The sequence below is a fragment of the Peptostreptococcus sp. genome (genome assembly GCF_036639115.1).
Taxonomy (GTDB): Bacteria; Bacillota; Clostridia; order Peptostreptococcales; family Peptostreptococcaceae; genus Peptostreptococcus.
Map to the genome: position 1 here is coordinate 449557 of NZ_JAVWJH010000001.1, position 13606 is coordinate 463162.

Sequence of the window (13606 nt, forward strand, 5' to 3'; positions counted from 1 at the left end):
CTTATCATATATATAAATAGACAACTAGAGATTCCTCAATATTGAGATCAAATAGTTATTTATCTATTATTTAATAATATTTTTATGAAAGCGGGGCATTTATTATGAAACTCAAAACTTACGATGAAAGATTGACACTTACAAATGGTGTATATCATGCACTTGTAAATACAAGAAAGCCAAAGGGAATAGAAGATAAACGTGCGTATCTGATAGGTACAGGTATTGCATCCTTAGCAGCAGGTTGTTTTCTAATAAGAGATGCACATATGGATGGTAGTAAGATAACATTTCTAGAACAGCTAGAACTTCCAGGTGGTTCACTAGATGGCGAGTTACGTGCTAATATAGGATATGTAGCTCGTGGTGGACGTGAGATGGGACAGCACTTTGAATGCTTGTGGAGCTTGTTTAGTTCACTTCAATCTGCAGAAGACCCAAATATGTCAGTTCTTGATAGCTTGTACTATACAAATTATGATGATCCAAATCATAGTAATTGCCGTATCACTAAAAATAGAGGTGAAAGACATGATGATGGTAAGTTTAATCTAGGACAAAAACTTGCTATGGAACTTGCAAGTTTTGTCAGTATGTCCGATGAAGAACTTGAAAATAAATCTATAGAAGAATTTTTCTCAGAAGACCTTTTAAATACAGATTTTTGGACTTATTGGAGAACAATGTTTGCATTTGAAAACTGGCATAGTGCCTTGGAAATGAAGCTATATATGAATAGATTCATCCATCATGTAGCAGGACTACCTGATTTATCAGCTCTTCAATTTACTCGTCATGACCAGTTTACTTCAATGGTTACACCAATGGTCAATTACTTGAAAGAACATGGTGCAAACTTTGAATATGGAGTAACAGTTGACAATGTTGAGTTTACTATATCAGACAATAAGAAGGTAGCAAATAGAATACATGCATCAGATAAGGCTGGTAAAGAGATATCTATAGATCTAACAGAAAATGATTTGGTATTTATAACAAATGGTTCTATTACAGAGGGATCTGGATATGGTGATGATAACAATCCAGCACCTTTTAAAAAGGAACCACAGGGATGCTGGGAACTATGGAGAAATATAGCAGCTCAGTGTGATGAATTTGGTCATCCAGATGTTTTCTGTACAGATACAGAAAAAACAAATTGGGAGTCTTGTACAGTTACTTGCCATGATGAAAGAGTTCCAAAATATATAGAAAAAATAATTAAGAGGTCTCCATATGGTGGTAAAACTGCCAGTGGTGGTATAGTGTCTGCTATGGATTCTTCTTGGTTGATGAGCTGGACTATAAATCGTCAAGAACAATATTTTGGTCAGCCTGAGAAAGATATAGTTGTTTGGGTATATGGATTATTTACAGATGTACCAGGTGATTATATTAAGAAACCATTGAGAGACTGTACAGGTAAGGAAATAACAAAAGAATGGCTATATCATATAGGTGTTCCAGATGATGAAATAGAAGAATTGGCAAATTCTTGTACAGCTGTTCCAGTTATGATGCCTTTCATTACAGCACAGTTTATGCCTAGAGCAGCTGGAGATCGTCCATTCGTAGTACCAAAACATGCAGTTAACTTTGCATTTTTAGGACAGTTTGCAGAGACACTAGATGATCCAGGACGTGATACAGTATTTACTATAGAATACTCTGGACGTACTGCTATGGAAGCTGTATATGTGCTAACTGGAGTAGAAAAGGGTGTCCCAGAGGTATATGCATCAAGATATGACATTAGATACCTATTAAATGGAGCTCACAGCTTATTGGATGGTGAAAAACCAGATATTCCAATGTCACCATTGGTAAAGAGAAAGATAAAGAAACAGTTGGCAGGAACTGATATAGAAAAGTTACTAAAAGAATTTAATATTATTTAATTCCTTCAATAAGATTTAATAATAAAATATAAAAATATATAATGTTTAAAATCCCGTTTTGTAAAATTCGGGATTTTAACATATGTATTGGCTAAGGAGAATTAAGTTATGACAAATAGCTATGAAAATCATAATTCATATATTCCCTCAATTAAAGAATTAAGAGCAAACTATAGAAAAGAAAAAAGATATCTATTAGAAAAAGAACAAAATATATCTATGAAAAAAGAAGTTAAGAAGGAAGGTTCTTTTTTTAATTACTTCAGAGAATCTGAAATTGAAGATATAGAGAAATTTGATTATGAAAATAAATATTACAATAAATATAAAGAATATATTCAAAATGAGTATGAAACTAAAGAAGCAGAAATAGCAAGGATAAAAAATTGTATAGCATATGAAAAGTTCTTTTTAGAGTGGGAAAGAAGGGTTATATTTGAGAGTGAAGACTCCAGCATTAGATCTAATCCTGCAACTAGATACAGAGTTGATAAGATTAAAAAGTTAGAAATAGAGTTAGAAGAAACAATATCGAAATCGAATATTGCTAAAATAGTATTTAATAAAGAAAAATTATTGAGTGATATAGAAAATCAAAAAAATAAAAAATTAGTAAATGTAGACTATGTATCAAATGCTAAAGGCAAAATAAAGGAATCACTTAGGAAGGGAGTACCTGTAAATATTATAGGACATCTTGGAAGTGGTAAAACTGCTCTTGCGACAGAGGCAGCAGTTGAGTTTACTATAGAAAATAAGATACAAGATTTTTTAGAAAATAAGATGCAAGAGTGGTATTTTGACAATGAAAATACTAGCTTTGAAGAGGTCTTAGAAGTTTTTCAAAAAAACAATGAAGATATTAGGAATCATTATAAAAATATATTGATAAATGGAAGTAAAGAAGATTTGGAAAAAATACAACCCTTGTTTATATCAGGTTCCCATAATCTTACTTATGAGGATATGTTTATTGAAAAAACATTAATTTTAAACAGTAATTTTTCAAGTGAAGACTTTGAGTATTACTTGAACTATCTAAGTGAAAATTTTTTTGGTTGGATTGAAAATCATCAAAAGGAACTTGAAAGTGTACCGATTAAAGAACAATTTCAAATAAAAATGCAAATTTGGAAGTCTCTATCAGATTTACTTGTTGCTAAAAATAGTGCTTTTGGTACAGAAATTAAAAAAATAGAAAAAGAGATACTAATAGCTGTAAAAGAAGGCAGGCCTGTAATAGTGGATGAATTAAATGCTATTGCTATGCAAAATTTAATAGCTTTAAATGATATATTGCAAAAAAATATAGGAAGCTTGGCATATATAACAGGTGTTGGACCTGTCAGAATAAAAAGAGGTTTTGCCTTTATAGGAACAGGTAACTTATCAACTAGATTGGTTAGCTATGAGGGGACAAATGAGCTAAATCCTGCATTTAAATCAAGATTTATGACTATAGAGTACAATTATCTTCCACAAAGTTTGATTGGATCACTGTCTGACCAAGATGATAACTCTAAAAATGAGTTATTTAGAATCATAATTACTAGATTACTTGATGACAATGGGAATTTATATATACCTAATCCTCAAAAAACTTTGGACGAACTGTTTAGATTTGCTCAGTTAAGTAGAGTGACACAAAATGTGTTTATGGGTAAATGGAAAGATGCTGGTGACGAACAGTCTACTTTTGATGAATTAGAGTTGAAAGAATCAGTATTATCAATTAGAAATATATTGCATGTACTAGATGATTGGAACCTAGGAGAAGAAAAGAATATAGATTTAGCACTATGGGATTCATTTATAAGTTCGATTACATATCCAGATGATCAGAGCTATATATTATCTCAATGTTTAAGATTTGGTTTCTTTTCAGAAAGTGAAGGCTGGAGTATTAAAACAAAGTCAATAGGTGAGGCAAGCACTACCTTTGATGAGGTTCGTACTAGACCTTATAAGTATGTACGCCCTAGAATAGAGGCATTAAGTTACCTAGATGTTATTGATATTATCTTTGGGAAAAGCAAATTTCATGAAGATGAAAAACTTTTAGAATTTTTAGGTATAGAGGGTGAAGATAAAACTATTACAGTAGATCAATTACAAAGTTTGGATCAAGAAATAAATCATCTAGAGTATTCAAAAGACATTATGGATTATCTTGATAAAGGAAGAAATGGAGAAAGTAATGAAGGATAAACTAAGTGATGAGATAGATGACTATAAAAATGAGGTAAAGAAATTAAGAGAGAACTTTAATAAAATCAAAAAAACTGGAGTTTTGCTGGAGGATTTTGATGAAAATATCAAAAAAACAAGATTTATTCAAAATGAACTACTAGAAAAATTAATACCATACTATAGAAATAAAAACATAGAGAAGACAAAAATATATTTAAATCAGCTTAAAAAAATTGGGAGTTTTGAAAATAAGGCAATAATTGAATCTGTTGCGATCTTTAATGAAGAGACTTTAATAGTAAGTAATTCAAAGGGTGAGTTGTGTATAGTAAAAATTGACTCTAACCAATATATTGTGGAATGGTCAGAGCTAGTAAATATAGGTGCCAAAATATCATATATAGAAAAGATATCTGATAAAGAATTACTACTATTAGGAGAATCTGGAGAAATGATTCTTATTGAAATTCTAGAAAATATAAAAAATAATACTGCAAGGAAATATTTTAAAATACTTAAACGTAGAGATAAAGTGGATGAGTATGGATTTTTAGAGATTTCAAAGATAGGAGAAAAGTGCTATATAAGGAAGAAAGAAGAAAACTTACTAGAAGTTTTTTACATTGAAGTATCTTTAGAGAACATAGATGTAGTAGAAGAAAAAAGATCTGATATATATATAGAAAAAGAAATAATAGATTCAATTTTAGTTTTTAACACAGAAACAATTTTTATAGGTACTCACTTTGGAAATATGTACTGCTATAGAAGAGATAGCAATAGATATTTTTTAGAAGATAAACGCAATGTATTTGATTTTCCAATATCTAATATATCTAAACTTGAGAGTGATGATGAAAATATAATAGTATTTTCATCAAAAGGTGATTTTAGGATATACTCTTTTAATGAAAGTGAAATATATTTTAAAAAAAGTAGTAGTATTGATGGGGAAGTATTTAGATTGGAGTCTAGAGAATCTACAGGAGTAATGATTAGTCAAGAGGGGAGAACTTATATTATAGAAGAAAACAATAAAAACTGGTATATAAATGAAAATATTACAAAAGGTTTTTTTATAAAAGTATTGGGATACAAAGATTTCAAATATTTGTTGTTTGATTTAGATAGTAATATATACATATTGCAGGTTGATAGAATAAGTTCAGTTGATGATTTGTATAATAAAATAAAATTTAGTTAGGTGATAATATGGTTGAATTATTAGATGAAGAGAGATTAATAGAGATTTCAAAAAAGAATTTGGAAAAGTTCCTGGATAGCGAAGCCAGATCTTTGGCAAGTTTTACATTGGACCCAAGTCTTATGTATGTAGCTGAAGCTAAATTAGAAAAATTTGTATTTAAAGCATCTAAAGGAATTCTATATTTGCCCTTAGCAAGTTTTTTAGAGGAGAAGATCGATCACCAGCAAATGTTATGGCATATATATTATGAGCTTGCCTTGTATCCTGATTGGAAAAAAAATACAAAAAACTATGCTAAGAGATATTTATATTGGGATAAAGAAATAGAATCTGTTACTTTTTATATTATGAAAAAAGTTGAAAAAGTAGGTTTAGAAGATGATGAGGCATATCAAGCTTCAATGATAAAAAACTATGTCAAAAGAGAAATTATGGATTTTCTGTATACTATTGATAGATATATAAGTTTTCTAAGAGTTTTACAATTATGCCCAACATATAGAAAAAAAGAAAATTTTTTAAATATAGTTGATTATATGAAAAAGACTGGTAGAACAATGGATAGTATAACAGCGATACCAAAGCATTATGCTTTTTCTAAGGGATTTTTACTATATGAGCTATATAATGAGAGACCGGATATTAGTAATACAGAAAATCCATTTAAATCCAAAGTATTCAATATGGATTATTTCGATTTTATAAGATCGAATTTTATTGAGCAGATAAACTCTTCTCAAGGTATAAAAGTTCGAGAAGAATTTGTAAGAACTTTTGTCTATAGTGAATTTGAAAGATTGTGGAAAGAAGAAATAGATGCTATGACACTATTCAAATCTAAGGGAAAGACAAAAGATGAACTTAAAAAAGGCAAATCTAGCATTGAAGGTGAAGAAAAGGAACTTCCACAAAATCTTGAGTTATCTAGAGATGAACAAGATGAAATTTTAGAAGAAATGTTAGATGATACAGGAGTAGGAGGAGCTATAGGAGATACTCAGTATTTAGACCTTGTATCATATGGCATAAGCCAAAGTGATCAAGAGATTTTTGACTACTATGCAAATAAAATGAAGTATGAACGAGATGAAATGCAAAAATTTTGGAGAGAGTTAGTAGGAAATGCAAAAAAAGAAGTAAGCAAAAAGAAAAAAAGACAAGCTAAGGGTAAAATAGATATAGATAGCTTTATACAGGCATATCCAGATTTTGTAGAAGCAGAAAAAAAGGCAAACTATAGAAATTTACCTATATTTAGCAGATACCTTTTAGAGGTTGAGAAAAATATACTTCCAAGTAAAATAGAAATATCATTTTTGATTGATAACTCAGGTTCAATGAACCCAATGAAAATTGATGCAGCAAGAAAGGCTTTATCGGTAACATTATTATCGATTGAAGATTTTAATAGATATTTATTGAGTAATTCAGATAAATTAAATCAAAGCATAAAGGTATATACAGAAACTTGGTTTTTTGGAAGTGGATTTTATAATGTTAAGAAATTTAACGAGAAAAGTAATAATGAAAAAGAAAAAAGTGATATCATAAAATCTATTATAAAGTTAAATGCATCAGACGGAGCAACCGATGATGCTGGTTGCTTGAAAAAAATAAATGACTCAATTTCTAAAAAACAAGAAAAGGATCTAAAAAAAGGAAGTGAAATTAAAATTATTTTTGAAATAACAGATGGAGCTTCAAGTTTTCCTGGATTAGCGAAAAATGAAATAGACAGTTTAAAATCTAAAAATGTATTTGTGTATGGATTTCAAATTGGTAAAATTAGTGAAAAGAGTAAGGAAACATTTAATTTTATATGGAATGAGGGCACAGAGGAAAGAGGAATAATATTAGGAGAAGAGGTTAATAGGCTTCCAAGAGAACTATTGAAACTGATAAGATTAAATATGAAATCAATATTTATTTAGGCTACCATGTCCATGGTAGCTTTTATTTATATATATTAGAGGTAAAAGGCAAATAAAAATAAAATTGGATGCAAAAATGAGAATAATCAGATAATAATCAGATAATAAGGTTCTATATCTCTATAAATGGTTGACTTATACTGTTGAGTAAGCTTAGAATTAAGTAAAGGATAGTATAATCATTTATTAAGGAGTTGATTTTTTTGGTTCAACAGTATACAAAAGCGATGATAAGAAAAGAATTTATTGAAATGCTTAATGAAAAGCCGATAAATAAAATTACAGTAAAAGATCTGTCAATTAAGTGTAATATAAATAGAAATACATTTTATTACCACTATTCAGATGTCTACGAACTATTGTCTGAGTTGTTTCAATTAGAACTTGAAAAGGTAATAGATGAGTATAATGATACATTTTCCTGGGAAGAAAGCTTTGTAATGGCAGCAGAGTTTGCTCTTAAAAATAAAAAAGCTGTATATCATGTATATAATTCTATGCAAAGAGAAGAACTTGTTAATTATATTTATAATATAGCAGGCAATATAATGGGAAAATATGTAGAGAAACAGAGTCAATCAATAGATTCATATGAAGAGGATGTAGTTCTGATATCATCATTTTATCAGTGCGCACTAACAGAAATGGTATTGAGATGGATATTGGATGGAATGAAAGAGAATCCAGAGGAAGTAATAGGAAGAATAGGTAAATTATTCGATGGAAATATTAAAATGTCATTAAAAAGAAGTGAAGAACTAAAAAAAGAAGAAAATTTTAAAGAAGTTAGGTGATTTTATGATAGATAGAAAAATAGTAGTTGGGGCATTGTATAAACATTTTAAAGGTAGACTTTACTATGTAAAAGATATTGCCATACACAGCGAGACTGGTGAAAAATATGTGGTATATCAGCAATTATATGGAGATCTAAAAACTTTTATAAGACCACAGGATATGTTTATGAGTGAAGTGGACTCAGTAAAATATCCTAATATAAAACAAAAATTTAGATTTGAGCTAGTCAAAGAAGATTAAAATATTTATATTTGACAGTTTGAAAAAATTAAAACTACTATTTATAGTATAGTATACTCGCTTTAATAAAAAAATAATATTATATTTAAAATCAAGGAGGTATAGATGTCTTTTAATATTATAGAAGAAGATATAACAAAATTGGATGTAGATGTTATTGTAAATGCTGCAAATTCATCACTTTTAGGTGGTGGTGGAGTTGATGGAGCTATACATAAGGCTGCAGGAGATGGCTTGTTAGAGGAATGTAGTACTTTGGGCGGATGTAAAACTGGAGATGCGAAATTAACCAAGGGTTATAATCTTTTAGCGAGCTATGTAATACACACTGTTGGTCCCATATGGAGAGGTGGTGACTATAGAGAAGAAATACTGTTGAGAAGTTGTTATAAAAAATCTCTTGAGATTGCAAAAGAAAGAAAATTAAAAAGCATAGCATTTCCTTTGATTTCCTCAGGTGTGTATGGATATCCAATGAGTGCTGCCATAGACATAGCAATGTCAGAAATTAAAAAATTCCTTAAAGAAAATGATATGAAGGTTATTTTGGTTATATTTAATAGAGAGAGCTTTATAATACCTGATAGCAAGATTAGAGATGAAATATCAAATATCTTAAGAAAAAAAATAGTAGATCAAAAAGACAATATATATAGTTCACAAAAAAAATTAGATGATGGCGAAGAAAATATAGATAATGACAAGGAAAAAAAGGTATATAAAGAGAAAAAACGAAAGAATTTTACTGAAGAATTGGCTGTTTTAATAGATAAAAACAATATATCTATAGATGAGCTATACAAAAAAGCAAATATAGATGAAGATTTACTGAAAGAATTAAAAAATAGTAAGCTATATTGTCCTAGTAAAAATGTACTTATTTCAATTTCTATAGCACTTAAATTGAATATAGCTGATTTAATAACACTATTAGGGGATTATGGATATAATTTATCTGATAGTAGCATATATGATATTATAATAAAATATTTTATAGATAGTAAAAATTATGACCTATTTAAAATTAATTCAGTGTTATTTAAGTATGGTGAGAAGTTATTAGGATTCTAGAAATAAGCCCCAAGATTATTTTTTGGGGCTTATATTTTTTTATAAAAGATAGCATATAAATACCGCTATTTAATATAGGAAAAATGTTAAATAAAAACTATATCGTAAAATATATTTATATCTAGATTAAACACTAGTATTAATTTTGCTGAGAGTATATATAATAAAAGAAATTATCATATTATAGTGAGAAAAAATATTTTAAAAATAAGATTATAATAAAAATATTTAAAACCTATAGGAATGTAAAAGAAAAATATATAAATAAGTAATAAAAATAAAATCAAAAAATATTGTACTATGTGAATAAAAATATAAAAATTCTAAATATTAAAACAATAAAGGTCTACTGAACGTGGATTGTTTACTAGTTAAAAGATGGGTATAATTATATATACTGAAAGTTGTATTTATAAATTTATAAAATTGTGACGTGAGGAAGTAATTATATTAGCTTATGAGTTGCATCTTAATCTTGTATTAGGAAGTGATACATGAGAGCTTAGTTATAGCAAACTTGTGAGGAGGTACATATGGATTGTGCAAAAACAGGGAAATTAATAGCCCAATTAAGAAAAGAAAAAGAGTTTACTCAACAGAACTTGGCAGATGCCATAGGTGTTACAAATAAAACAGTTTCAAAATGGGAGTGTGGTTTAGGATTTCCGGACTCATCTGTATGGTCAGATCTATCTCAGATATTAGGTGTGGATATGATGCAAGTAATGGAAGGTGAAATAACGGCAAATGAGCCAGATATAGGAAATATTAACAGGATTAAGTTTTATGTGTGCCCAGTATGTTCCAATGTGTTGATTAGTACAGGAAGTTCAACAATATATTGTTGTGGTAAAAAACTTGAAGCTGTAAAGTCAACTTGGGAGGTAGAAGAAAGTGAGTATAGTGTCGAATTAATGGATATGGACTACTATGTAAGTCTAAAGCATCCAATGGAAAAGAATGATTATATATTATTTTTTGCCTATGTTAAAAATGATAGAGTTTATTTTTACAGAATGTACCCTGAACAGTCATCTGAAGTAAGATTTCCTATGATGAAAGGGGGCAAATTGTATGTCTACAGTACTAGTAAAGGGCTATCAAAAGCAATAAAAATATAGTTTTTCGTAAAAATGAAATAAAAGCTTTAAAAGACCTAATTATATTTAAAAAATTAGGTCTTTTTTCGTATTTATGAAAAAAATGTATTTTAATGATGTACAAATGGGCTTAGATTCTAAAAATTCAATTTATTGTAAAAGAAATTGATATTGATTAAATTGTACGAAATTTCAAAAAAATAAACGGGCTTTGTTAATGAATACTTTAACTTCTTTTATAAGATAAGCAATTAAGCCTTTTTTATAATGAAAAGTAAGAAACGTTACCATAAAAGAAGTATACGACATAATTAAAATAAATATGTTAAAATTGCTTAAAAATATTGTTAAAAATAGTTGATTAAACCGTAAATTGTGGTATACTAGTATATGTAAAGTGATTGGAGATGATGTTATGGAAAAACCAATCTCTTCGGAGGAAATTTATCAGGATATTCTCAATAGAATTATTGATCTTGAGTTAGAACCTGGTAGTAAAATTAGCGAAAATAGAATTTCAGATGAGTATGGCGTTTCAAGGTCAGTCATTAGGAATGCGTTTGCACGACTTACTCAAGATATGTTTTTGACGGTTTATCCTCAGAGGGGAACATACGTCAACTATATAGATTTAGACTATATTAGAACAGCATTATTGATTAGAATATCGATTGAAAAAGAAATGCTGTATCGCTTTATGAAGAAAAAGGACAAATCTAATATAATAGAAAAGATGAAATTAAACATTAAAAAACAAGAGAACTTTTATTATGCTAATGAGTACATGGAAGAGTTTCAAGGGTTAGATGAAGAGTTTCACGAGTATATAATTGTTAGTGTAGAAAATAAAAATATACTTAATTTGATAAGTGTGCATTTATTGCATATATCAAGATGGAGAAATGTATATATAAGGTTAGGATATAAAGTTTCTCATTTAATTGATGAACACAGACTGATTTTGAAATATATTGAAGAAGATGATTTGGACATGGCATTACAATGTATGACAAACCACATAGAAACAGTAACTGGTGAAATACATATTGATCCTGAGTATAAACACTACTTCATGAGTTCTGAATCTGGCAAGAGGTAAGTTTTAGGGTGAGGTTTAGAGTGGATTTTTGTTTTTAATAAATTTGTTAATTTTTTTTTAACAATTATTTAAATTTGCTTTACTTGATGATAAAAAAATGTTAAACTGTTGTTGAGAAAAAGAACTAGTATACAAGTAGCCAAGGAAAGACATGTTTTTATAGATGTAAATCATATATATAACGGTTGACTAATGGGGGTTAGAACTTGGTTGTTGTTTTGTAGCATTGGGGGTAAAAATATGGAACTGGTAAACATGACGGTGAGCGAATGTTTAGAGAAAAGAGCGCACGAAACACCGAATAGTATCTTCATGAATCATGGAGAAGAGGTTTTTACATGGGGTTGTGTTAATAATGTAACCAATAAAGTGGCGAAAATTTTAATAGAACAGGGTATTAAACCAGGTGATAGAGTTGGAATCTTAGGAGTCAACAGCGCTAGTTGGATAATAGCATTTCTCTCATTACAGAAGCTGGGTGCAGTGGCAGTGTTGATAAATCCTTGTTTTAAGGAAAAAGAATTGATAGACTGTATCAAAATAGCTGATATAAAACATCTTTTCTATACAAATCTTTGTGGTGGTGATTCAACTGAAGATGTTATGGAAAAAGTTAGAAAAGATAGAGAGTCCAGTCATGTTAAGATATACAATATTGAGCGAACTTATAAGCAGTGGTTAAAGTTAGTTGAGAGTAAACTTCCAACAGAAAGAGAATTGCCAAAGCAACCAAACGCTCATGAATTGGCATGCGTTTTATTCACATCAGGTACAACTAATAACTGTAAAGGTGTAATGTTGAGCCATCATTCAATAGTAAATAATGCTAGAGAAGTAGTAAAACAGATGAGATGGGATGAAAATGACAGAATGTGCTTGGCTGTACCGTTATTTCATTGTTTCGGTATAACAGTTAGTTTATTAACTAGCATAATCGCTGGAATGCCAATATCACTTATACATAAATATAAAACAATGCACGTTTGTGATGTTATTGAAAGAGATAAATGTACCATATTAAATGGTGTTCCAAGTATGTTTTTAGCCATGGTTAAAAACCCAAGAATGCAAGATTTTGATCTTAGCAGTCTAAAGAGTGGAATAATAGCAGGTTCTCCGATATATCCTCATGAATATAAAGAAGTATGCAGCAAGCTAAATGGAATGAAGTTGCAAACTTCATATGGATTGACAGAAGCATCACCTTGTGTTTCAATAGCAGGGTATGATGATCCTATAGATTTGAAAGCAAAGTCATCAGGAAAAGTCGTAAGTAATGTAGAAGTTAAAATAATTAATTTGGACACAATGGAAGAATGTAAAAGAAATGAAGTCGGCGAAATATTTGTCAAAGGATACAGTGTCACAAAAGGTTATTTAGCATCAGATCCAGTAGTATGTGATGCAGTTCAATCAGATGGTTGGCTCAGAACAGGGGATCTTGCTTATATGGACGAGGATGACTACCTATATGTAGTAGGAAGAAGAAAGAATTTGATAATAAGAGGTGGAGAGAATATATCTCCAGTTGAGATAGAACAGTTTATAAAAGAATCTAAAAGAGGCTTAGAAGTATATGTATTTGGAATGAAATCAGAGGTACTTCAAGAAGAAATAGTTGCCTGTATAGAACATAAAAAAGACGAGAATTTAGAAATACAGATAAGAGAATACTTGGAAAAAAATATTAGTAAATATAAGATACCTAGTTACTTTCTATTTATAGAAGAGTTCCCTAAGAATCCTACAGGGAAGATAAATGAGAAAGAAATAAGAAAAATTGCGACAGAAGAGTTAAAAGAAGAGGTTGCAAGAAGAAACAGGGAAAGATTAGAGAAGAAAGAAAAGAAAGCTAGAAAGATACATGAAAAAATGGAGAAAGAAAAGAAAAAACACAAAGAAAAACATCATCATGAGAAACACTAAGATGATGGTTTTAATTGCGGCTATTAGATAAGTAAAAAACAAACTAAGTGTTTGTTTAAATATAACTAAGATTGTTAACGATATGTTTAAAATGTTAAGTAAAATAAAAATTTGTAACAAAAAATAATATTAAACTTAATATTGAT

10 protein-coding genes are annotated in these 13606 nt (G+C 29.2%); all 10 read left to right on the top strand.

What is annotated here, in order from left to right; all coding sequences use genetic code 11:
* Positions 1-104 precede the first annotated feature (104 nt).
* The 10 genes from RR561_RS01875 to RR561_RS01920 all read left to right on the top strand — a co-directional run bounded on the left by RR561_RS01875 (position 105) and on the right by RR561_RS01920 (position 13460).
* Positions 105-1898: an oleate hydratase gene (locus RR561_RS01875; protein ID WP_332505722.1), complete on the top strand. Its 1794-nt coding sequence runs from the start codon at positions 105-107 to the stop codon at positions 1896-1898.
* Between the two features lie 108 nt (positions 1899-2006).
* On the top strand, positions 2007-4106 hold the full coding sequence (locus RR561_RS01880) for a hypothetical protein (protein WP_332505723.1): 2100 nt from the start codon (positions 2007-2009) through the stop codon (positions 4104-4106).
* Complete coding sequence (locus tag RR561_RS01885; protein ID WP_332505724.1) at positions 4096-5292, top strand: hypothetical protein; 1197 nt, start codon at positions 4096-4098, stop codon at positions 5290-5292. Before RR561_RS01880 ends, RR561_RS01885 begins: the two co-directional genes overlap by 11 nt.
* A gap of 8 nt (positions 5293-5300) precedes the next feature.
* Positions 5301-7226: a vWA domain-containing protein gene (locus tag RR561_RS01890; protein WP_332505725.1), complete on the top strand. Its 1926-nt coding sequence runs from the start codon at positions 5301-5303 to the stop codon at positions 7224-7226.
* Between the two features lie 203 nt (positions 7227-7429).
* Complete coding sequence (locus RR561_RS01895) at positions 7430-8020, top strand: TetR/AcrR family transcriptional regulator (protein WP_332505726.1); 591 nt, start codon at positions 7430-7432, stop codon at positions 8018-8020.
* 4 nt (positions 8021-8024) lie between these two features.
* Entirely contained in the window at positions 8025-8264 is a 240-nt protein-coding gene (locus RR561_RS01900) for a DUF1653 domain-containing protein (RefSeq protein ID WP_332505727.1), read from the top strand.
* Positions 8265-8369: 105 nt separating this feature from the next.
* Positions 8370-9335: a macro domain-containing protein gene (locus RR561_RS01905; RefSeq protein ID WP_332505728.1), complete on the top strand. Its 966-nt coding sequence runs from the start codon at positions 8370-8372 to the stop codon at positions 9333-9335.
* A 533-nt stretch (positions 9336-9868) separates the two neighbouring features.
* The gene (locus RR561_RS01910) at positions 9869-10456 is read left to right on the top strand and encodes a helix-turn-helix domain-containing protein (RefSeq protein ID WP_332505729.1); all 588 of its coding nucleotides are present in this window, start codon (positions 9869-9871) and stop codon (positions 10454-10456) included.
* 352 nt (positions 10457-10808) lie between these two features.
* The gene (locus RR561_RS01915; protein ID WP_332505730.1) at positions 10809-11534 is read left to right on the top strand and encodes a GntR family transcriptional regulator; all 726 of its coding nucleotides are present in this window, start codon (positions 10809-10811) and stop codon (positions 11532-11534) included.
* A gap of 240 nt (positions 11535-11774) precedes the next feature.
* On the top strand, positions 11775-13460 hold the full coding sequence (locus RR561_RS01920) for a class I adenylate-forming enzyme family protein (protein WP_332505731.1): 1686 nt from the start codon (positions 11775-11777) through the stop codon (positions 13458-13460).
* The last annotated feature ends 146 nt before the right edge of the window (positions 13461-13606 follow it).

Coding starts and splice junctions, on each gene's coding strand:
- RR561_RS01875 (WP_332505722.1), top strand. CDS start 105: ATGAAACTCAAAACTTACGATGAAAGATTGACACTTACAAATGGTGTA.
- RR561_RS01880 (WP_332505723.1), top strand. CDS start 2,007: ATGACAAATAGCTATGAAAATCATAATTCATATATTCCCTCAATTAAA.
- RR561_RS01885 (WP_332505724.1), top strand. CDS start 4,096: ATGAAGGATAAACTAAGTGATGAGATAGATGACTATAAAAATGAGGTA.
- RR561_RS01890 (WP_332505725.1), top strand. CDS start 5,301: ATGGTTGAATTATTAGATGAAGAGAGATTAATAGAGATTTCAAAAAAG.
- RR561_RS01900 (WP_332505727.1), top strand. CDS start 8,025: ATGATAGATAGAAAAATAGTAGTTGGGGCATTGTATAAACATTTTAAA.
- RR561_RS01905 (WP_332505728.1), top strand. CDS start 8,370: ATGTCTTTTAATATTATAGAAGAAGATATAACAAAATTGGATGTAGAT.
- RR561_RS01910 (WP_332505729.1), top strand. CDS start 9,869: ATGGATTGTGCAAAAACAGGGAAATTAATAGCCCAATTAAGAAAAGAA.
- RR561_RS01920 (WP_332505731.1), top strand. CDS start 11,775: ATGGAACTGGTAAACATGACGGTGAGCGAATGTTTAGAGAAAAGAGCG.